This is a genomic window from Paraburkholderia hiiakae (genome assembly GCF_904848665.1).
GTDB lineage: Bacteria > Pseudomonadota > Gammaproteobacteria > Burkholderiales > Burkholderiaceae > Paraburkholderia > Paraburkholderia hiiakae.
Map to the genome: position 1 here is coordinate 112,726 of NZ_CAJHCQ010000002.1, position 21,303 is coordinate 134,028.

Below are 21,303 nucleotides of genomic sequence, written 5' to 3' on the forward strand. Positions count from 1 at the left end.
AGCCCCTCAGATGACGAAGACCGACGACCCCGTCGTTCTGCGCGCTTCGAGGTCGCGGTGCGCCTGCACCGCGTCTTCCAGCGCGTAACGCTGATTCAGTTCGATCTTGATGCGGCCCGCGGCAACGTGCCCGAACAGCTCGGAAGCCAGCTCGTTCTTTTCCGCGGGGTCGGCGATATAGTCCGCCAGCGCGGGGCGCGTGAGATAGAGCGAGCCCTTCATCGCGAGGATCTGCGGATTGAACGGCGGAATCGGGCCGGAAGCCGTGCCCACGCAAACCATCAGGCCGCGGCGCTTGAGCGAATCGAGCGACGCTTCGAAGGTGTCCTTGCCCACGCTGTCGAACACCACGTTCACGCCCACGCCGTTCGTCAGTTCACGCACGCGCTTCGCGACATCTTCGCGGCCGTAGTAAATGATGTGGTCGCAACCATGTGCGCGCGCCACTTCGCCTTTCGCCTCGTTCGACACCGTGCCGATCACCGTGATGCCCAGCAGCTTCGCCCACTGCGAGACGATCAGGCCGACACCGCCCGCCGCTGCATGCAGCAGGATCGTGTCGCCGGCCTTGAAGTCGTGAATGCGGCGCATGAGGTACGACGAAGTGAGGCCTCGCATGGTCATGCCGGCCGCCGTTTCGCACGCAATCGCGTCGGGCAGCTTGATGAGCGGCGCCGCCGGGATCAGGCGTTCGGTGCTGTACGCGCCGAGCGTGTTGATGAAGCCGGTGTAGGTCACGCGGTCGCCCACTGCCACGTTGGTCACCTCGGGGCCCACGGCCTCGACCACGCCCGCGGCTTCCACGCCCATGCCAGCGGGCAGCGGAACGGGGTACAGGCCGGAGCGGAAGTAGGTATCGGCGAAATTCAGGCCGACTGCCTCATGGCGCAGGCGGACCTGCCCGGGGCCGGGGTCGCCCACTTCAACGCTCTCATAGCGCAAGACTTCGGGACCGCCGGTTTCATGGAAGCGAACTGCTTTGGCCATGTTCAATCTCCTATCCGTTACTCAAACGCAGTGACTCAAGCTCAGTCAAGCTGACTCAGACTGCAAAATCAGATTCATCGTTGTGCGTGACCACCGGCTTCTTCGCGCAGTGCGTTCACACGATCCAGATCGACGGCGTAGTTACGCTTGCCGATCAGGAAAACAGCTGCCGCCACGAGCGGCGCAAACGGCACGAGCTGCAGCGCGCCAAGCAGGCCGATATGGTCCGCGGCGATGCCCGTGAGCACCGCGGCAGGCGCAAGACCGAGCAGGTTGTTCGCCAGCGTGAGCGTGGCGAACGCCGAAGCGTGGATCGAAGGCGGCGTGAGGTTCGCCACCATCGCGCCCGAGGGGCCCGCTGCGCCCGCGCAGAAGAACATGGCGGCGCCGATCAGGGCGAGCTGCGCCGGGCCAGCCGGCATGCGCAAGCCGACCGTGAGCAGCGCGAAGCAGATCAGGCAGTACGCGATGGCGACGCTCCATTTCCGCGCGCCGTTATCCTTGCTCAAGCGGTCCGCGAGGTTGCCGCACACCACCATGCCAACGCCCGTCACCAGCACGAACAGCGCGGCGGTCGCGGCCGCTTTGCCGGTCGCCATGCCGTAATAGCGGTTCAAAAAGCTCGGCAGCCAGCTCCACACGGCCGCGGGCACGAGCAGATGCACGCCGCTGCCCACATACGCACACACCACGGAGCGCGTGGAAAAGAGGCCCTTGAGCAGCGCGCGCAGGCTCATGCGCATCCCAAGGCCATTCGCATCACGGCTCACGCTTGCCGGCTGCAGCGTGGCAATCCGCTTTTCGGTGACGACGATGCGATAGATCACGACCAGCACGATACCCATGGCCGCCATCGCGCCAAATGCCGCGCGCCAGCCGTGCTGCGCCGCGACCGCGCCGCCCAGCGCCATGCCGAGCACCGAGCCGAACGCGCCGCCCGCCATGAACGCGCCTGTGATCGTGGAGCGCAGCCGCACCGGAAAAATACTCAGGACAACGGCAATCCCCACGCTGCCATAAGCCGCTTCGCCGATACCCACGAAGGCGCGTGCGAGCAGCATTTCGCCGTAGTTCGTCGAGAGCGCGCAGCCCAGCGTGGCGATGCTCCACAGCGCCGCCATCAGGACGATGCTCTTCACGCGGCCCCAGCGGTCGGCGAGTACCGAAAGCGGAAACGTGAGCACGCCCACCATCAGCGCGACCACGCTGCTCAGCGAACCGAGTTGCGTATCCGAGAGATTCCATGAGGTCTTGAGCAGAGGGAACACTGCATTCAGGACCTGCCGCGACATGTAGTCCGAAAGCAGCAGCCCGACCGTCAAGGCGAACACCACCCACGCGTAAGCGGGCACGCTCGTCTCGGTCGTCGTCAATTCGCCCGCAGTGGGCTCAGCATGCGTGAGCATGGGTTGTCTCCTAGGTGTCCCGCTCTTCGTCGGGTTGCGTTGTTCTCTCAGGTCTGCCGGCAGGCAGGGGCCCAGCGCCAAACACCCGTTTCAAGGCCCGGCGCGCTTACGCGCCGGGCCCCACTGCCATTACGCCGCGCGCAGCGGCAGGTTCTTCACACCTGCTACGCGGTTCGGCGCCATGCCGTTGGCCGCGAGCGTTTCGTCGACGGTGTCGTACTGCACGCCAATGCGGTAGATCTCGCGCGCTTCCTTGCCCGTGGCAATTTCGCGGCCCAGCTCGCGCGCCACGCGCACGCACTGCTCGATCTGCTGCACGGACGTGAAACGCTCGCCGTGCTGGTCGATGATCGTATCTTCAATGCCGCAGCGCGGGTGCAGGCCCATGGCCATCGCCATCATGTTGAACGGCAGCACGTTCTTGAGCAGCGATTCCGCCGTGACCGTGCAGCCATCGGGCGCGCGGTGCACGAAGTTGAGGAAGTTGAACGGGTTCGGGCCGTCGAAGCCGCCGCCGATACCGATCCACGTGAGATTCAGCGGGCCCTTGTACGCGCCCTTGCGCACGAGGCGATCGAGCGTTTCGAGCGCGTGGATGCCCGTGAGCTGGAAGTGTGGCTGGATGCCCGAAGCCTGCAGGCGGCGCAGATGCTCCTCCACCCATGCCGGGCCGGCCGGCACCGTCATTTCGCTATACGCGGCCATGAGTGCCGGGTGCGCCAGCGAAGTGCCCTCCAGGTATTCCGGGTAGAGCAGCTCCATGATGTTCATCTGCGTGGTGTTGATCGCCACGGTCACCTGGTCCGGCTTCGGTTCGAGGTCGGCCAGCATGTGGCGCGTGTCGTCCGAGAGCCACTTGGCGGCCTGGCCGTCGTCTTCCGGCGCGAACGAGATCGAGCCGCCCACCTGGATGATCATGTCCGGCACCGCGGCGCGCACGCCCGCGATCAGCTCGTTGAACTTCGAGAGACGCTTGGAGCCCTTGCCGTCGAGTTCGCGCACGTGCAGGTGCAGCACCGTTGCGCCCGCGTTGTAGCAGTCCACGGCCTTCTGGATCTGCTCTTCCATCGTCACCGGAATGTCTTCCGGGAAGTCTTCGGGCATCCATTCCGGGCCATACGGCGCGGTGGTGATCACAACCTTGTCCTGATTCTCAGGGTGCAGCGAATCGTCGAGGAATTGCATCGTGCTCTCCAATATGGGGGGCGGTATTTCAATGTTTGGCAACGTGGCCAGGAGCCTGAAATACCGCTCGGAACTTGGCTGATCCGTTGAGATGCAAGATACGGCAATCCTGCGGTACACTTTTCTGATCGCGCGCCATCGTTTTAGTTTTTCGCGCCACCAGGCGTTAACACCGATATCAGCGCACGCCCATGTTTTACGGGCTGACATGGCGCGGCGAAGGTGCAGCATCGAGGAGACACGACTATGGAAACGACCCTGAGCGCGGTCTCGCTGAGCGGCTATTTCGACGTGGCGAAGCGCGTCGGGCTGAACCCGGTCGAACTTGCGCACGAGGCGGGCGTGGACACGGCGGCGCTTGCGAACCCGGACCACCGCATTCCCGCCGCCGCCGCGTGCCGGTTGCTGGAGCGTTCGGCGGAAAAGGCCGCCTGCCCCACGTTCGCGCTGCAAATGGCCGAAACGCGTCACAAGTTCGGCGCCGGCGTGGTCAACATTCTGCTCGCGCACAAGCGCACGCTGCGCGAGGTGCTGCTCGCCACCGCCGAGTACCGGCATCTGCTCAACGAAGCGCTCGCGGTATATGTCGAAGATACGGGCGCGACGGTCACGATCCGCGAGGAACTGGTCGTCGATCCTGGCACGCCGACACACCAGGCCATCGAGCTCGCGGTGGGCGTGCTCGCACGCCACTCCAGCGCGCTGCTCGGCGACCACTGGAAACCGCGCGCGGTGCACTTCGTTCATCGGGCGCCGCCCAGTCTCACATATCACCGGCGTTTTTTCGGCTGTCCGCTGGAATTCGGCAGCGACTTCAACGGCTTCGTGTGCACGGCCGCCGACCTCGACTACCCGAACCCGGCCGCCGACCCGGAGCTGGTGCGCTACGCGGAAAGCCTCGCCGATTCGCTCAACGTGTCGGGCATCGATTCCGCCGCGCTCGAGGTGCGCAAGGCGATCTACCTGCTGCTGCCGCTCGAACGGGCCAGCGTCGAAGGGGTGGCCGCGCATCTGCGCCTGAGTGTGCGCACCATGCAGCGCCAGCTCGGGGCTGCCAGTACGAGCTTCACGCAACTCGTGGAGGAAGTGCGGGGCGAGCTCGCCGTGCGCTACATGAACAACCCGCGCTACCCCATCGGGCGGGTTTCCGACCTGCTCGGCTATGCGCAGCAGGGCTCGTTCACGAACTGGTTCAGCGCGCGCTTTGGCATGACACCGCGCGACTGGCGCAATAGCCATTTGAAGTGACGGGAGTTGTGGCGCGCGTGCCCTGCCCCTCAGCCCCTTAGTCCCCCCAGCCCCTCAGCCCGTATGCGAAAGCGGATGCGGCTCGTCGGAATCGAACGTGGTCATGAGCCGCACCAGATCGGCAAGCGAGTTCGCTTTCATCTTCTCCATGACGCGGGCCCGGTGAATCTTGATCGTTTTCTCCGCCGCGCCCAGTTCGTCGGCCACGAGCTTGTTCGGGCGGCCGGTCACCACGAGCGCCATGACCTCGCGCTCGCGCGGCGTGAGCTTTTCGACGCGGCGCTGGATCTCGGCGCGCTGCTCGCGTTGTTCGAACAGGTGGCAGCCGCGCTCGAGCGCGCGCGACGTGGCTTCGAATAGCACGCGCGCGTCGATCGGCTTCGTCAGGAAATCCGATGCGCCCGCCTTCATCGCCTGCACCGCCGTGCCCATGTCGCCGTGGGCCGAAACAAAGACGATCGGCACCCTGCCCTCGAGCCGCTGCTGCAATTCAATGCCGCTCAAGTCGGGCAACTGGAGATCGAGCAGCAGGCACGCCGGCGCGCTCGCCAGATCCGCGCCCTGCAGAAAGGCGCTGGCGCTGCCGTAGGCCTCTGCCGTATAGCCGCCGGATCGCAGCAAGCGGCATAGCGCGTTGCGAACATGTTCGTCGTCGTCCACGACGAACACGATGGGAGTTGGCGAACTCATGGTGAAAAACGCGTATTCGTCTGCACGTACGCGCCCTCCGCGGGAAGTTCGATATTGAACGTCAGGCCGCGGTCGGCGTTGCGCTCGGCCCATAGCTGGCCGCCGTGCGCCATGACGATGGTGCGGCTGATGGAGAGGCCAAGACCCAGCCCTTGCGGCTTGGACGTCATGAACGGCTTGAACAGCGTGACGAGCCGGTCGGCATCGACACCAGGCCCATGATCGCGGATGGCGAGGCGCACCTTGCCGCGATCCTCGCTGGCCGTGACGACGATGCACACCCTGCGATCTTCAGCGCGGCAGTCGTGCACCGCGTCGAGCGCGTTCAAAAGCAGATTGACGAGCACCTGCTGCAGCTGAACCGCGTCGGCATGCACTTGCGGCAGGGCGTCTTCGATCCGCGCGCCCACTGCCGCGCCACAGGTCTCCGTTTCACGGCGCAGCAGGCGGATCACGTCGCGCACGAGGCTGCCGACATCGACAGGACACATCTCGGGCGGCTCGCACCGTGCGGACTGGCGCATCTTGCGGATGATCGCGTGCGCACGCGTGCTATCGGACACGACCTCGCCCAGCAGTTCCCGCAGGTCGCTCACGGCCGGCGGGTTCTGGGCGAGAAACCGCTGCGCCGCCTGCGCGTTGCTGAGAATGGCCGTGAGCGGCTGGTCGACTTCGTGCGCGAGCGCGGCGGCCATGTCGCCCACTTCGGCTGCCCATTCCCGACGCAGCCGGCGGGGTTCGCTGCCCGGTTGCGCGAGTGTCGCGTCGTGACTTTCCGGTTCGATGACGACCACCATGCGCGCCGCCGGTCCGGCGGCGAGCGACGCCGAAGCGCTCACATGAACGTCGATATCGGCGCCGTTCTTCGAGCGCGCGATGGCCACGCGCGTCACGCTGTGCGGCCTGCCTTGCTCGCTCTGCAATGCGGCGAACGATACGGGGCGCTCGTCTTTCTTCCAGGCCACGAGCACGGCCTCGATACGCATGCCGATCAATTCGCCCAAGGCGTAGCCGAGCACCCGGGTGGCCATGCCATTGGCCCAGGCTACGCTGCCCGCTTCGTCGATCACGAGCGCCGCCGCGGGCACGACTTCGAGAACGCTGTGCACACTTTGCGCGATAGCCTGCGTGGCCTGCGCCGAGGCGTGGCCGGTTTGGGGCGTAGCCAATGCCTTCCCGTCCGGGAGACCGCGTGGCTTGATTCTCTCGAGCCATGCCAGCAGGCTGGCCCCTGCATGCTCGGCTCTCGATCTGTTCAGTTTTAGCTTTTCGTTGCCCACGTCTGCCCTGATCACGGTGTCCTCCGACTACGCTGCGCCGCTCCGGCGTGAGAAACGTTTCAAGCGCTTCAGCGTCACGCGGGGCGGATTTGACGAGCACCAGAATTCCGGCCGTTTGCGGGGCAGGTTGCGCCCCAATACTGACTACCGCCTACTTTTGATTTCGAAGAATGCTCCGGCAGTTAATGAGTCAGTCATTGAAGAAAAGAATGGATGGGATCATCGTGCGGAACAGCGTGGCTGCACGCTTTCACTGCGCCTTCATTATATGAAAGAAATTGCTGGTGATTGATCCCGCACGCACTTGTTTTCGATAATTTTTCCCGTACCCGCCATCATCCAGGCGCTCCACGGCTTGAATGCGCTTGCGCTGGCTGATATACACTGACTATTTACGGGATATATTTGCGAACGTTATCTTTGATTTCGATGATGATTCCCGCAATCGTTATTTCTAGCTATTCAATATGAATAGCGATGATGTTTTTTGTATTGCGAATAATCTATGACGTTCTTCATGAAATAAGCGCGGCCATTATTTCGAAGTGGGAACGCGCTAAATGTCCAGCAGGAACAGTCACACTTTTAGCGCGCGCCGGCTCGCTTGGCGCCATTGTCGATCAAGGCGCCGAAGCTGGCGCCGCCGCGCTCGCCGCATGATGTTGCGTCGCGTTCTGCCTGGCATGTTGCTGAGACTGGTTCGAGCGAGCCTTGTGCTCCGCTTTGCGCTGCACGTCCCGCATCTGCCTCGTACCCATCGTTCCCGCTTGCCCATATACCTCAGACATGAAAACTGGCGCGCAAAGCAGGAGCGCCGTCGCACACGCAGCAAAACGCATTTTCATTTTGGACCTCCAGGTATGCACGCTGCCTGCCTTGACGAATGAATAGCATCGTTGCGCAGCCGCGCCGGTGTCAATAGGACTCTGGTCCGATTGCCAGCGCGATGCGGCTTACCGGACTATACCCGTGGGCCTCCCCGCCTCGCCATACTTGAAAAAGAATGCGCGCGCACGCGCTCACCCCTTCTCGTTGTCGCTATCCGCCCCGTAGTCTGGTTGAGCAAACGAATGGAAGGATCGGCCATGACCTCATGGATCAAACAACGCATGTACACGGTCTGCCTGCTCGTGTTCGCGTTGCTGTTCGCAGGCGCTCAGGCGTTGCGCGCGCAAGATGCGCCGCAGCCCGCCCCCTACAAACCCGAGGAGCTGGAAGCGCTCGTCGCGCCCATTGCGCTCTACCCCGATTCGGTGCTGGCGCAGGTTCTGATGGCCTCCACCTACCCGCTGGAAATCGTGCACGCGGCGCGCTGGGTCAAGGAGCACCCGAAGGTGAAGGGCGACGACGCCGTGAAGGCCGTTCAAGACCAGCCGTGGGACACGAGCGTGAAATCGCTCGTTGCCTTCCCGCAAGCGCTCGAACCGATGAACGACAAGCTCGACTGGACCCAGAAGCTCGGTGACGCGTTCCTCGCCCAGGAAAAGGATGTGCTCGCCGCCGTCCAGCGCCTGCGTGCGCGCGCGCAGGACTCGGGCAACCTGAAGAGCAACGAGCAGCAAAACGTCGTGGTCGAACAACCGCCCGCGCAAGGCGGCCAGACTATCGTGAAGATCGAGCCTGCCAACCCCCAGGTGATCTACGTGCCGGCGTACAACCCCACGGTCGTATACGGCGCATGGAGCTACCCGGCTTACCCGCCGTACGCCTGGCCGCCGTCTCCCGCTTACTATCCCGGCGGCGCGCTGATGACCGGCTTCGCATGGGGCGTCGGCCTTGCGGCCGCGGGCGCGATCTTCAGCGACTGCAACTGGGGCGGTGGCGACGTCAACATCAACGTGGACAAGGCCCGGAACGTCAACCGCAACTTCGACAGCACGAAGGTCCAGGGAGGCAGGTGGCAGCACGATTCGAGCCATCGCCAGGGCGTTGCGTACCGTGACAACGCTACGCGCGAAAAATTCGGCAACAACGTGGCGGGCGCCGACGGACGCCGCGACTATCGCGGCCGCAACGGCCAGAATGGCCAGGGCGGCGCCAGCGTGGCCGATCGCGCGGGCAACCGTGCGGGTGCAGGCGCGGGTGGCCAGGGCCTCGGCAATGGAAACCGCGCGGGCGCCGGCGCGGGTGGCCAGGGACTCGGCAATGGAAACCGCGGGAATCAGGGCAATGCCGGCAATCGCGGTGGCCCGGGCAATAACCCGAGTGTCGGCAATCGCGCCAATTTCGCCGACAACGGGGCGGCAGGCAATCGCGGGAACGTCGGCAATAACGGTGCGGGCGGCGGTCCAGGCGGCAATCGCGCGGGCGCGGGTAACAACGCCGGCGTGAGCAATCGCGTGAGCGCCGGCGGCGGCGGTGGTGCAAGGGGCGGCGGCGGGCGTGACGGCGCTTTCCAGGGGGTAGGCAGCGGCGGCGCCACCCAGCGCGACGCGAGCCGCGGCCGCTCCAGCGTGCAATCCTCGGGGTTCAATCGCCCAAGCGGCGGCGGTGGTATGCGCGGCGGTGGCGGCGGACGCGGCGGCGGCGGCCGACGCTAAGGAGAACAGCCATGAACAGACATGAGTTTCTCCGTCCGGCGGCATCCGCGGCAGTCGCGGCGGTTATCGCCATCGCACTCCTCGCGTTCGCGCCACGGCCTTGCGCGGCCGCCGGTCAAAACACCTTCTCCACGCCCGACGCGGCGATGACGGCGTTCGGCGACGCTGTGGCCGGCAACGACGAAGCGGAATTGCGCGCGCTTTTTGGCGCGGATTTCCGCCAGCTCATACCACCGGTTGGCGCCGAGATCCGCGACAAATTCCTGAGTGAATGGAAGACCTCGCACGCCATTCAGGATACCGATGCCAATCATGCGGTCATCGCCGTTGGCGACGACGGGTGGACCTTTCCGGTTCCGCTCGTCAAAACCGCTCACGGCTGGCACTTCGACACGCACGCCGGGGTCGAGGAAATGCGCGATCGCCGCATTGGCCGCAACGAGCTTGCCGTGATGCAGACGATGCTCGCGGTCTACGACGCGCAACGCGAATATGCGCAGACCTATCACGACGGCAACAAGATGCTGGTCTACGCCAGCAAGCTTGCGAGTTCGCCGGGCAAGCAGGACGGCCTGTACTGGCCGACCGAATCCGACCAGACGCCCAGTCCGCTAGGCGTTGCGTTCCTCACGGCCGGAACGCGCAACACCGAAAACGCGGGCTATTACGGCTATCACTACAAACTGCTGACCTCACAGGGTCCGCACGCACCGGGCGGTGCCTATAACTATGTGGTCGACGGGAAGCTGTTCGGCGGCTTCGGCGTCGTGGCATGGCCGGTGCACTACGGCGACACGGGCATCAAGACGTTTATGGTCAGCCACGACGGCCAGGTCTATGAGCGCGATCTCGGACCCGATGGCGCGGCGAAAGCGCAGGCGATGACGTCTTTCGATCCGGGCCCGGGCTGGTCGAAAGCTTCGCCCTGAGACGTAACGTCGGCCCGATCAAGGCGCGTGCGAAGCGTGGGCCGGTGCTCGCACCGGTGCGCCTTCGCCGAGCATATAGAGCAGCAGCGCGTCGCGATCGGGTCCACTCATTGCCGCCGTTGAGCGCATGAGCACCGCGCTCGCCCAGCAAACGTCGGCCATCGTGGCGTCAGGGCCGCCGTTTGTGACGCGTTCGAGCCGTGCCACGGCCTGCGGATCGCCCGCAAGCGCCGCGTTGACCGCATCGTCGAGATGCCGCAACGCCCTCTCGTACGCCACGGGCGCGGGCAGCGTGAGCGGCGCCGCAAGCAGGGACCGGATCACCACGCGGTAGAGCAGCGAGAAGTATTCGGCGGTGTCGGCGTCGCTCATGCTGCCGATCGAAATGCGGTCGGCAATGTCCTGCACACTCGCGATCCCCTGGCAATTGCCGCGCGCCACGCGGCCCATGTACTTCGCGAGCAGCGTGAAGTACGCCAACCGGTCCGGCGCAGTCAGGCGCGCAATGCCGCTGCGGATCAGACGCTCGCGCGCCGTGTCGTCGCGCAATCGCGCTTCGAGGCCCGCCACGCCGCCGGGCACGGCGAGCGCAACGGCTGGGTCCGCACGCAACCGGTAGAACCAGGCTTCGACGATGCGTGCCTTGATCGTCTCCCGCTCCACGCCGGCCTCGCTCAACGCAACCGCGTTCTGCGCGGACGTTTGCTCAGCGGGCGCGACAACGTAGTCGAGCACCGCGAAGAGTCCCGCTGGCGCGTCCTCGTTGCGTGGCACGCTGCCCGACGCGTCGTGAGCCGCCAACGCCAGCGCCGTGGTCAGTGCCAGCAACGTGCAACACAACGTCTTCATGAGATCCCACGTAGCGCGCTCAATTCTTCGCATTACCCACTGTTGCACGGTCCGCGCGAATCGCCGCCGCTATGTCGGCGCTGATGGTGGCGAGTGCGCGGTCATGCGCGTCGACGAGCGCGCCGTAGGCCCCGCTCGCCACCTGCTCATGCGCCACCGTGTGCCCGAGCGTCAGCGCCTCGTGACCCGGCGGCTTCACGACCCATTGCGCGTCGATCGTCACCGAATCCCCCAGCACGCTGTCGATGCGGGTGATATCCACGCGAACGCGCCAGACCGGCGCAGTGGCCGCGCCCGCATCGACCGTCGAAACGCGCGCCGTATCGAGCCGCTGCGCGAGGTCCGCGGCAACGACGCGCCCGACGTCCAGCTTGAGCGGCGAGGCCCAGCGCGCGCACTCGTTCATCTCGATCGTGTTGTCCGGATTGCGCGTGACGATTTGCGGCCGGTCCACCATGTCGGGCACGGTCACGGGACCGACGACGACATCGAGCGCCGCAGCGCTGGTCGGCACGGCGCTCGCCGCCGTAGACGTCGCGGCGCTCGCTTCGTCGGCGCGCAGCGCATAGAACGTGGGAGACGGCGAGGAGCATCCGGCGAGGCTCACCATCGCAGCGGCGAGAACGGTATGCAAAGTCACGTTGCGGCGGTTCACTGCTTGCCTCCAGGTTTGCCCTGCACCACGGCCTCGGGATGGCGCTCGAGATAGTCCGTGAGCATGCGCACGGAAGCGGCGGTGCGTGCCAGTTCACGCATGGCGTCGCTCGTGTTCTGCTGAAGCTGCGAGTCGGGCTGCAAGGCGTCGGTGGCCGAGTTGAGCGTGGACTGCGCCGCCGAGAGCGTGTCGTGCGCCTGCGGCACGACGTCGGTGCCGAGTTTCGCCATCACGTCGTTCGCGCTCTGCAGCGTGCGCTGCGCGCTCGCGCCGATCGCGTCGAACGGAATGCCGTTGAGCTTCGCGAGCAGCCGCGTGAGCGAATCCTGCAACGATTGCAGCGTGCGCGGCACTGTCGGCAGTTCGGGCGGCGTTCTCGACCAGTCGATTTTGGCCTTCGGCGCGTCCGGGAACACATCGAAGGCGACGTAAAGCTGTCCCGTGAGCGGATTACCCGAGCGCAGCTGGAACCGGAAGCCGCTGGAAATCAGAAACTCGGCAAGCTGTCGCGGTTCCGCTGAGAGCCGTCCGGTTGGCTTGCCATCCTGGAAGCGCGACGTAAAGCGCTGTGGATACAGGTTGATTTCAACAGGAATGCTGAACTGTTTCTTCACCGGGTCGAAGCGCGTATAGATGCGTGTGACCTCGCCGATCACGACGCCGCGGAAGTCGACGGGCGCGCCCACCGTCAGCCCGCGCACCGAATCGTAGAAGGTCACGACGTAGGTGTCGACAATCTGGTCGTGCTCCTTCATCGAGTCGGCGTGCGTGGCGTAGAGTTCGAACTTCGAGTCGGCGCCGGCCTCGGGCGACTCGCTGCCTGCGTCGGCCTCGGGCGATTCGAACGCCACACCGCCAATGAGCAGCGACACCACCGACTGCGTGTTGATCTGCACGCCGTCGGGGCTGAGCGACACGTCGAGTCCGCTCGCGTGCCAGAAGCGCGTGTCGCTGCGCACGAACCTGTCGTAGGGCGCGTTCACGAATACGCGCAGCGTCACGCCCTTGCCGTTCGGGTCCATTTCATAGGAAGCGATCTGGCCGACCTGAAGACGGCGGAAGAACACCGGCGAGCCGACATCGAGCGAGCCCATGTTCATGCTGTGCAGCACGAATTCGCGCCCCGGAACGTCGCTCGGGATCGCGGGCGGCACTTCGAGTCCCACGAAGTCGCGGCGTGTCCTGGTGGAGTTGCCTTCGTCCATGCCCACGAACGAGCCTGAAAGCAGCGTGCCCAGGCCAGAAACGGTGCCGCCCGAAATGCGCGGGCGCACGACCCAGAAGCGCGTGTTATCGACGAGCATGCTCGTCGCGTCTTTCACGAGCTCGCCCGTCGCGATCACGCGCTTGTGATCGGGCGAGAGCGTGACCGCCTTCACCACGCCGATATCGACGTCCTTGTATTTGATCTTCGTTTTGCCGGCCTCGAGGCCGTCGCCGGTCTTGAAGCTGATCGTGATGGTCGGCCCTTCCTCGATGACTGCCTTGGCGGCAAGCCAGCCGCCAATGAGCACCGCGACGATCGGCACGAGCCATACGATCTGCATGCGCCAGCGCGAGCCCTGCACCGGCTTTGCCTCGGGCAGATCCGGCAGGGAATTGTCGTTACCGGGTGCTGCCATTCTCGCGCTCCACAGCGTCCCAGATGAGACGCGGATCGAACATGTTCGCGGCGAACATCGTGAGGATCACGACAGCGCCGAAAGCGATCGCGGCGGGCCCCGCCCTGATCGTGGCTAGCGCGTTGAACTGCACCAGCGCAACGAGCATCGTGATGACGTAGATGTCGAGCATCGACCAGCGGCCGACCAGCTCGATCAGCCGGTAGATGCGGGTGCGCTGCTCGGGCAGCCATGTCCAGCGGCGTTGGGTGGTCCACGTCAGATACGAAAGCCCGAGAATCTTCAGCATGGGCACGGCGATGCTGGCAATGAACACGAGCAGCGCGAGCAGCCACGAGCCCGACACCCACAGATACACCACGCCGCTCATGATCGTGTCCTTCTGCGTGCCGAACAGCGAACTCGTGTCCATGACGGGCAGCACGTTCGCAGGCACATACAGCACGATCGCCGCGACCAGAAGCGCCCACGTGCGCGAGAGGCTCGCGACCTTGCGCAGATGCAGGGCGCAGCCGCAGCGCGGACATGTCGCAGCATGCGCGGCCGCCGGCATGCGCGCGAGCAGCCCGCACACATGGCAGCGCGCAATCCCGCACGCTGCGCCCGTGAGCGGGCCTGCAGCGCGGTCGCCTCGTCCTCTGGCCTCCTCGCGAGGCACGAAGTTCGTTGTCACGTTGGGGGCGTTGGCCGGCTGCGTCGCGCGTGCCACACGCGACCAGAACTGGCGCGCATCGAACGCCGCGCTCGCGCCCGCGAGCACCAGCATCAACGCGCCAAACGACCACAATGCAACGCCCGTCACGACCGTTGCGATATGGGACAGCTTCACGAGTGCGACCAGCAGGCCGAGGATCAGCACCTCGGTCATGCCCCAAGGCCGCGCGGTGTACATCACGCGAAACAGGAGCGGCGCCTGCCAGGGGGCGCGGTTGATCGCAAGCGGCACGAGAAGGGCGAGCAGACACACGACTTGCATGCCGGGCATGAGGATCGTCGTGGCGAACACCAGCGCCGCGATGGGCCACATGCCGTCCAGATAGAGAATCTCCACGGCGTGCCACAGGGTCGTGCGCACGAGATTGCCGTTCACCGAGAGCCCGACGATCGGATACAGGTTGGAAATGACGAACAGCACGAGCGCGCCCAACGCAAACGCAAGCGCGCGTCCGAGGCTTTCCGGGAGATCACGCTCCAGTTCAGCGTTGCAGCGCAGGCATCGCAGCGTGCCACGAGGCGGACAAGGCGCGCCGCGCTGCATAAGGTCGCAGTCGTGGCAAACAAGAAGCTCGGCGCGCTTCATCGCGAGGGGCCTCCCTGGATCCGGTCGTGGCGTGGTCGCTCCATCATCGCTGTACCGATTCGGCATGCGGGGCGTCAGCCTGGCGGCTGCACGCCAAGCACCGCATGGACCGCGCCAATGAGCGCGGAGTCGTCGAACGGCTTGCGCAGGTAGGCTACCGCACCGGCTGCCTGCGCCTGCTCGCGCACGCGCGCGTCGTCGTGCGCCGTAATGACGATGCACTGTATGCCGGTGCCATCCAGCCGGCGCTGCACCTCGATACCGTTGATGCCGGGCATCTGGATATCGAGGACCACGCACCTTGGCGCGTGAGGCGCCGCCGCCGCCAGCGCGGCGAGAAATGCCTCGCCGCTCGTGTACACGTCGGAGTCGATGCCGACCGACTTCAACAGGCGCTGGATGGCTCGCCCGACTGACTCCTCGTCGTCGACGACGGCCACGGATCGTGTCACGTTGCTCATATGACTGTGCGTTCGGTTACCGATGGAGACGGCCAGACCGGCGCCGCCGTGCGCGCCGACCGGCATCCTGAGCGCACGCGGCTGGCCCATGCCCGGCTACTTGTGCTGTGCAGGCTTGACGGATACGGCGAACGCTTCCGTATACACTGCCTCGACCTGATCGCCGACCTGCACGCTGGCAAGCTGTTGGGGATCCTCGACCCGCAGGTCCATCGTCCCGCCTTCGGGTCCCATCAAGGTAACCGTCTGCGTTTTCGTGTCGACCGCCACGACGTTCGCCGTGACTTTCACCTCACGCCCGACCATGCCGCCGGGCTTAGCGCCGGCAGCCGCGCGCTCGGCCTTCGGCGTTTCCTGTATCGAGGTCTCGCCGTCGCCTCCCTTCTTCAGACTCAGCGTGAGGGATTCCTTATAGGCCATCGTCACGATATCGCCGACCTTTAGTTGATCGAAGTTTCTGACTTCCGGCCCCAGCTCGGCTTCGACCAGCTTGCCGTCGTGACGCTTGAGCGTGACAGTGCGGGTATCGGCATCGATCTTCGTGATGGTCGCCGTCACCTTGTGCATGCCGGTGACGGTTGCCTTGCCCGGCTCGTGCGTCACGTTGGCCGTTGTCTGCCCCTGGGCCGCGGCAAGCTGCGCCGCGGCGACGATCGCTGCTGAAACAACCCACTTGAGGTACGGCATCGCGACCTCCAATTACAGATCGAGCTTCGTCACCTTGGTGCCGGCTACCGACGCATCGGCCATGATGCCCGTGTTGGTCATCACGATCGCCTGGACCGGCGCGGTTGCGGTTCTCGTGTCGATCTGACCATTCGCGCCAACCTTGACGAGCGCCACGGAAACGTCGCCGCCAACCGACCAGCCCTTCGAGTTGCGGAACTTGTCGAGCGAGTCCTGAGTCATGAAGAGAAAGATCACGGCGGTGGACTGCACCCCCGCCTGCAAGCCAAACGAAGCGGCCGCCGTGCTGTAGTACCCGACCGTCGATCCGCCTACGCGCAACGCGCCCTGGCCGTATGACCCGCCGATAATCAACGCAGCCTTTCCGACCGAAGGAAATACCAGCACGCCTTGCGCCTTGGAAACGAGTTCTTGCGAGCCCGCGACTGTCGAGAACAGCCGCGACAGCGCACCGTCCACGGACGCATCGATCTCCTGGCGTTTTGCCGTATCGGTCGCGCCGCTCGTCCCACTGCTCGTGGTCGTGCTGCAACCCGCAACGGCCAGACCGGCCGCGGCCGCCGCCGTAAGCACAAAAATCCGTCGCTTCATTGTTGTCCTCCATTGAGTTTAGACAGCCCGGACACGGCACTCACGCATGCGGATCGAACGTCACGCGAGAATGAGACGTTGCTCGCACATCGTTGAGTTACATAGTCTCAGACGCGGCGTACAGGACAAATCGGACCTTGGTCTTACGCCACCCAGAGGCACGACGGGCATCGCGCGCGCTAGTTGACCGTGTAGCCACGCCCTTGCATGCACGAGGCAAAGGCGCGGTTGAACGTGTCCATCGCACCCTGCTGCTGTTGCTGCGCGTTGGCCTGCTGGGCGCGCCGGTTCTGCCGCGCGCGTGATCCGCCCACCATCGTTCCGGCCGCGGCGCCTACCGCCGCGCCCCTGCCCGCGTCACCCGTGATGGCGCCGATCACCGCGCCGCCTGCCGCGCCGCGCGCCGCGCCTTGAACGCGCTCGCCGCCGCCCACCGCCGGGCCCGAAGGCGGCGGCGGCGTCGCCGCAACCTGTTGCGGGTCGATACCTGTATTGCTCTTCGCCCACGAATAGCACGCCGATTCGTCCTTATGCTGTTGCTGCGCGCTCTGCCCCTTCGCGGGGTAAGCAATAGGCGTTGCCTGCGCGGCGCTCACCAAAAGAAGCACTGCGGCGCTCAGCGCGCACGTCCGGCGATTTATATAGGTATCCATATCAACTCCTTGGGCGCGTGCGAGAGCGCGCCGATCACGCCTGCTGCTATCGGCGGGAGGTTGGGAAGCGACAGTCGTGCTGTCGGCACGACGCCCGGATTCAGGGCAAACACCGCACCGTGCGAGCGGCGCAGTGGTCCGTTCAATGATGTGGGAGCGGTACGGCGAAGACAATCAGACCATGGTCCTACCGTCAGCTATTGCGGCGGGAAGGCGCAATGACACGCCCGCCGGCGCAGGGCCAGAGCGGCCATGCGGTGCGGCGGGCGTACGAGAGGTACTGAAGCAGATGCTACGGTCGATCAGAACTTGTGGCGTATGCCGAGGCTAAACATGATCTGCGAACTCGAACTGCCGTTGAGCCCATAGTCCGCCACGGAAGCCACTGCGGTGGTCAGAATGGAGGTCGTTGGGCCGGTCGGCACGCGCTGCGTGCCATTGGCGTGCTGCCACGCGCCGACGAGGTACACATCGGTACGCTTGGAGAGGTTGTAGTCACCGCCCAGCGAGACCTGGTTATAGGTCGCCGAAGTATCGCCCGCGCTGTGCGTCCACGTATAGCCCGCGCCGATGAGAGACGCCGGTGTGAGCGCATAGTTCACGAAACCAGCGGCGACGTTGTAGCGCTGGTTGGATGGGAAGAGCGATTGCGCGTCGGCCTTGTACTGCGCGTTGCTATACCTGCCGCCGAACGTGAAAGATCCGGCCACGTATTGCAAGGCAACGGAGCCAATGCCGACCCACTTCGCGGTTTCGTAAGCGAGGTTCTGATAACCGCCATCGAACGTGCCGTCCGAACTGCTGGTCCAGTCGAGGCGAGGGACCGTCGAGTTTGCGTTATGCATGCGGATGTAGCCCGCCGCGATGCTGAATGGCCCAGTCACATAGCTCGCTGCCGCCGACCAGGTCTGCTGCGAACCCGTCGCGCCCGCGACGCCGCCAAACGCATACATGCCTTCGACCTGGAAGCCTGCGAACTGCGGCGACAGATACTTGATCGCATTGTTCGTACGAGAGCTGTTGTCGTTGTTGTCGACGTCGCCCGGCGTGGCGAAGGTGCTGCCCCAATAATTGTCTGCGGTAAGCGGCTGGACCATGTCGACGACCGGGTCGTACTGGCGGCCCAGTGTCACCGTGCCGTACTGGTCGTGCGTCAAGCCCACGAACGCCTGGCGGCCGAACAGGCGACCGCCCTGTTGCGAAGTGCCGCTATTGATATCGAATCCGCTTTCCAGCTGGAAGATCGCTTTCAGGCCGCCGCCCAGGTCTTCCGTTCCCTTCAATCCCCAGCGGGATCCTTGCAGATTGCCACCTTGCATCCGATACAGGTTGTTTCCCTGGGCGTCGGCGTTGTGGACGAACTGGAAGGCTTCGTCGATCACGCCATACAAGGTGACGCTGCTTTGCGCTTGAGCTACCGGCGCCAGCACGGAAAGCGGAACAGGAAGCAACATAAGCGCCAGCTTTTTCATGTTTGCAACTCCTTCACGCACCGAGTAATCGGTATTCCTATATTAGTCGCTTGCTTTGACGCGACTCGGCGTGAAATTGGTTCCGTTGTCGGCGCAAGACACCCCATGCGGCGCGCTCGCAGCCCTTCGCTCTGTAACCGTAGCTTAAATAAAGCGTTGAAACCGGCATGTTTGCAAATGCCGTGACGCCCCTCGTTACCGCGCCGACATCCGCTTCGCAAAAACAATCAGGAGTCCATACACGATACCCGCGCCGAGGCTCGTGCAACCGCTATACCAGACGAGCCCAAGCGCCCAACCCTTCCCCGCCACCGCCAGCCACAGTGCAACGAACAACGCGCTCCAACCCGCACAACGCAGAACACGGGAAGCCGCGGCAGACAACAGCGCGCCGAACAGCGTCTCTTGATGACGCTCCATGGCCATCGCGAGACACGCAAACGCGGGCACGCACAGCATCAAAGCGAAAACCAGCATCATGCATCCTCCTGCGGCGCGAGCGCGTTCACGCGGCGTTCGCCCGCCGCCTTCGTACGCGGCCGGTGCCGCGCCGCGCGCACCGCGAGCGCGGCGTGCAGCGCGGAAAGCGCCCACATCATCAGATCGAAGCCGGCATAGACCCAGTCGCCTTCCGCGAGACTGCGCCAAAGCGGGCGCTGAGTGGTCAGCGCATTGAGCACGGGCAACAACGCCAGCAACGCAGCCGCGAACCACAGCAACTCGATCCACGCCCGTTTCGCGGGGCGCGCGAGCGCGTAAAGCAGCGTGGCCGCCCAGATCGCGAAGAACGCATTGATTTCCGCTTCCGCCCGATGCGCCAGCGAGACTGGCAGCAGACGGTTGGCCCACAAATACCCCGTCATCGCAATGGAGAGTCCGGCGATGCTCGCGATATTCAGGCGCTCCACGAGGCGAAAGCCGAAGTACGGCCGCTCGGGATCGGGCAGCTTCTGGCGGCGCTTCACCGTCCACATCACGAGCCCGGTGCCCACCATCGCCGTGCCCGCGAGGCTCACGATGAAATACAGCCAGCGCAACTGCAGGTCGCTGAAGCGCCCCATGTGCAGCGCGTACAGCACGCCGCGCGTTTCAGCCGCACCACCCACGCTGTCGTTCACGCTGAGCAGCTTGCCACTCACGCCATCGAAGAGCAGGTACTGCGGGCTCATCGACACGCGCGCCGCCTCGCCCCGCGAAACCGCCACGCGCGCGCTGGCGTCGCCGGGATTCGTCACGGTCACGCGCAGCACGTTGTCGCGCCCCCAGCGCGCCTGCGCTTCGCGCACCATCGCGTCTAACGGCGCAAGGGGCGCTTTCACGCCGAGCGGCTTACCGGGCTGGATATACGCGCTCATCTGCGCGGCCAACGCTTCGCGTTGCGCCGGCGTCTTCAGCGCGGTTTGCGCGCCCCATGGCATGTACATCGTCATCAGCGTGACAAGGCCCGTATACGTGATCATGAGATGGAACGGCAGGCCAAACACCGAAAGCGCGTTATGGGCGTCTAGCCAGGAACGCTGGCCCTTGCCCCAACGGAATGTGAAGAAGTCGACGAAGATCTTCTTGTGCGTGATCACGCCGCTCACGATCGCCACGAGCATGAACATCGCGCACAGGCCCGCCAGCCAGCGTCCCCACATCACCGGCATGTAATAGAACTGGAAATGGAAACGATAGAAGAACTCGCCGCCCAGCGTGTCGCGCGCGCTGACTTTATCGCCCGTTGCAGGATCGAACGTCGCTTCGCCGAAGGCGCGCTTGCCTGACGCAGTAGCGGGCATGCGCCAGAATGCGCTGGCGATATTGCTGCGAGCGGTCGGCAGTTGCATGCTCCACTGCGGGCTGCCTGCCGCGATCGTTTCGAGCGTGCCGTTCACACGCTGCGCGACGGCGGCGGGGTCGGGCGTGACCTGCTGGTGCGCGAGTTCGGGCCGCATCCATTGCGATAGCTCCTCCTTGAAGTAGCTGAGCGTGCCGGTCAGGAACATCGCATAGAGAATCCAGCCAACTAGCAGACCAGCCCACGTATGGAGATCGGACATGCTCTGGCGCACGCCGCGGGCTTGCGGTTGTTTGTCTGAAGGCTTCATTTGTGCGCGCCTCCCGCCGCCACATAGGATACGGCAGACGTTGCGGACGCAACCGACGACGAAGCCCACCACGCCGCCAAAGCGAGCGGGAGCGCCACGAGCAGCAGACCGGCCCATGCGCGGCGCGCGCTTCGCGCGAGAAATACCCAGATCACCGCACCCGCGTAAAAAATGAAGCTCGCCAGCATGCCCGTGATGACGCCTTGCGGTGCGCTCACGGGCAGCGCGAGCGCAGCCACGCTCGCAAGTGCGCCGAGCGCATACCCGCCGAAAATGGCGCCGGCGATACGCGCGGCAAGCGGGCCCGCGCAACGCGCGCGGCGCATGTAGTCAAGCGCGACGCTCATGCCGCCGCTCGCACGGCTGATGTGACGTCCCCCAACGAACGCGTAGACAACGCCAACCCCGCCAAAACTCGTTTCATGACCCTTCCTGCAAACTTGAGATGTCGATCTGCATCGAACGCGGCGGCCTGCGAAGGCGCGCGCCAATGCTCACCTGCGCTTCACGCGAGGTGTCCGGATCGTATTGGGGGGACATTGATGTATTACCGACGAGGTCGTGATAATACCCCGTGCGCGCAAAGTGGGCAAAACGCCGGACCCGCGCGCAAACGCAGGCTGGCGCCTGCGCCATCTGTTGTTCATGCATCCATCTC

At 64.9% G+C, this 21,303-nt stretch carries 22 protein-coding genes; 5 read left to right on the forward strand and 17 right to left on the reverse strand.

From position 1 onward, the window contains the following. Positions 1-6: 6 nt before the first annotated feature. The 3 genes from JMY28_RS04430 to JMY28_RS04440 form a co-directional block, all read right to left on the reverse strand. Positions 7-987: a quinone oxidoreductase family protein gene (locus JMY28_RS04430; RefSeq protein ID WP_201694696.1), complete on the reverse strand. Its 981-nt coding sequence runs from the start codon at positions 985-987 to the stop codon at positions 7-9. 74 nt (positions 988-1,061) lie between these two features. Continuing rightward, positions 1,062-2,393, reverse strand: coding sequence for an MFS transporter (locus tag JMY28_RS04435; RefSeq protein ID WP_201694697.1), 1,332 nt, complete (start codon positions 2,391-2,393; stop codon positions 1,062-1,064). Between the two features lie 129 nt (positions 2,394-2,522). Then, the gene (locus tag JMY28_RS04440; protein ID WP_201694698.1) at positions 2,523-3,578 is read right to left on the reverse strand and encodes a BKACE family enzyme; all 1,056 of its coding nucleotides are present in this window, start codon (positions 3,576-3,578) and stop codon (positions 2,523-2,525) included. Positions 3,579-3,824: 246 nt separating this feature from the next. On the opposite strand from JMY28_RS04440, the gene JMY28_RS04445 reads away from it, so the two are divergent. Continuing rightward, positions 3,825-4,826, forward strand: a complete 1,002-nt coding sequence (locus JMY28_RS04445; RefSeq protein ID WP_201694699.1) for an AraC family transcriptional regulator — start codon at positions 3,825-3,827, stop codon at positions 4,824-4,826. A gap of 54 nt (positions 4,827-4,880) precedes the next feature. On the opposite strand, the gene JMY28_RS04450 is transcribed toward JMY28_RS04445, so the two are convergent. Further along, positions 4,881-5,516: a response regulator transcription factor gene (locus JMY28_RS04450; protein WP_201694700.1), complete on the reverse strand. Its 636-nt coding sequence runs from the start codon at positions 5,514-5,516 to the stop codon at positions 4,881-4,883. Then, positions 5,513-6,685, reverse strand: a complete 1,173-nt coding sequence (locus tag JMY28_RS04455) for a two-component system sensor histidine kinase NtrB (RefSeq protein ID WP_201694701.1) — start codon at positions 6,683-6,685, stop codon at positions 5,513-5,515. Before JMY28_RS04455 ends, JMY28_RS04450 begins: the two co-directional genes overlap by 4 nt. Positions 6,686-6,713: 28 nt before the next feature. Here JMY28_RS04455 and JMY28_RS04460 point away from each other — a divergent pair, with 28 nt between their 5' ends. From JMY28_RS04460 to JMY28_RS04475, 4 genes are all read left to right on the forward strand, one after another. After that, complete coding sequence (locus tag JMY28_RS04460; protein WP_201694702.1) at positions 6,714-7,088, forward strand: hypothetical protein; 375 nt, start codon at positions 6,714-6,716, stop codon at positions 7,086-7,088. Between the two features lie 185 nt (positions 7,089-7,273). Continuing rightward, on the forward strand, positions 7,274-7,456 hold the full coding sequence (locus tag JMY28_RS04465; protein ID WP_201694703.1) for a hypothetical protein: 183 nt from the start codon (positions 7,274-7,276) through the stop codon (positions 7,454-7,456). Positions 7,457-7,881: 425 nt separating this feature from the next. Beyond that, positions 7,882-9,336: a DUF3300 domain-containing protein gene (locus tag JMY28_RS04470; RefSeq protein ID WP_201694704.1), complete on the forward strand. Its 1,455-nt coding sequence runs from the start codon at positions 7,882-7,884 to the stop codon at positions 9,334-9,336. Between the two features lie 11 nt (positions 9,337-9,347). Next, positions 9,348-10,265 carry a DUF2950 domain-containing protein gene (locus JMY28_RS04475; RefSeq protein ID WP_201694705.1) on the forward strand — a complete coding sequence of 306 codons (918 nt, stop codon included), beginning with the start codon at positions 9,348-9,350 and terminating at the stop codon, positions 10,263-10,265. Between the two features lie 18 nt (positions 10,266-10,283). On the opposite strand, the gene JMY28_RS04480 is transcribed toward JMY28_RS04475, so the two are convergent. The 12 genes from JMY28_RS04480 to JMY28_RS04535 form a co-directional block, all read right to left on the reverse strand. Further along, the gene (locus JMY28_RS04480; protein WP_201694706.1) at positions 10,284-11,114 is read right to left on the reverse strand and encodes a hypothetical protein; all 831 of its coding nucleotides are present in this window, start codon (positions 11,112-11,114) and stop codon (positions 10,284-10,286) included. A gap of 19 nt (positions 11,115-11,133) precedes the next feature. Further along, positions 11,134-11,769, reverse strand: coding sequence for a PqiC family protein (locus JMY28_RS04485; RefSeq protein WP_236596688.1), 636 nt, complete (start codon positions 11,767-11,769; stop codon positions 11,134-11,136). Beyond that, positions 11,766-13,391: a PqiB family protein gene (locus tag JMY28_RS04490; protein ID WP_201694707.1), complete on the reverse strand. Its 1,626-nt coding sequence runs from the start codon at positions 13,389-13,391 to the stop codon at positions 11,766-11,768. The genes JMY28_RS04485 and JMY28_RS04490 overlap by 4 nt, the downstream gene beginning before the upstream one ends. After that, positions 13,375-14,691 carry a paraquat-inducible protein A gene (locus tag JMY28_RS04495; protein ID WP_201694708.1) on the reverse strand — a complete coding sequence of 439 codons (1,317 nt, stop codon included), beginning with the start codon at positions 14,689-14,691 and terminating at the stop codon, positions 13,375-13,377. Before JMY28_RS04495 ends, JMY28_RS04490 begins: the two co-directional genes overlap by 17 nt. A gap of 74 nt (positions 14,692-14,765) precedes the next feature. Further along, a complete protein-coding gene (locus JMY28_RS04500) occupies positions 14,766-15,152 on the reverse strand; it encodes a response regulator transcription factor (RefSeq protein ID WP_201694709.1) in 387 nt (128 codons plus the stop codon). 96 nt (positions 15,153-15,248) lie between these two features. After that, on the reverse strand, positions 15,249-15,839 hold the full coding sequence (locus JMY28_RS04505) for a DUF1344 domain-containing protein (RefSeq protein ID WP_201694710.1): 591 nt from the start codon (positions 15,837-15,839) through the stop codon (positions 15,249-15,251). A 12-nt stretch (positions 15,840-15,851) separates the two neighbouring features. Continuing rightward, positions 15,852-16,430, reverse strand: coding sequence for a BPSL1445 family SYLF domain-containing lipoprotein (locus JMY28_RS04510; RefSeq protein ID WP_201694711.1), 579 nt, complete (start codon positions 16,428-16,430; stop codon positions 15,852-15,854). A gap of 179 nt (positions 16,431-16,609) precedes the next feature. Further along, complete coding sequence (locus tag JMY28_RS04515) at positions 16,610-17,083, reverse strand: glycine zipper family protein (RefSeq protein WP_201694712.1); 474 nt, start codon at positions 17,081-17,083, stop codon at positions 16,610-16,612. Between the two features lie 302 nt (positions 17,084-17,385). Next, on the reverse strand, positions 17,386-18,555 hold the full coding sequence (locus JMY28_RS04520; RefSeq protein ID WP_201694713.1) for a porin: 1,170 nt from the start codon (positions 18,553-18,555) through the stop codon (positions 17,386-17,388). Between the two features lie 195 nt (positions 18,556-18,750). Then, positions 18,751-19,035 carry a DUF3325 domain-containing protein gene (locus JMY28_RS04525; RefSeq protein ID WP_236596689.1) on the reverse strand — a complete coding sequence of 95 codons (285 nt, stop codon included), beginning with the start codon at positions 19,033-19,035 and terminating at the stop codon, positions 18,751-18,753. Next, a complete protein-coding gene (locus tag JMY28_RS04530) occupies positions 19,032-20,645 on the reverse strand; it encodes a PepSY-associated TM helix domain-containing protein (RefSeq protein ID WP_201694714.1) in 1,614 nt (537 codons plus the stop codon). The genes JMY28_RS04525 and JMY28_RS04530 overlap by 4 nt, the downstream gene beginning before the upstream one ends. After that, positions 20,642-20,992 carry a DUF3649 domain-containing protein gene (locus JMY28_RS04535; RefSeq protein ID WP_236596690.1) on the reverse strand — a complete coding sequence of 117 codons (351 nt, stop codon included), beginning with the start codon at positions 20,990-20,992 and terminating at the stop codon, positions 20,642-20,644. The genes JMY28_RS04530 and JMY28_RS04535 overlap by 4 nt, the downstream gene beginning before the upstream one ends. Between the last annotated feature and the right edge of the window lie 311 nt (positions 20,993-21,303).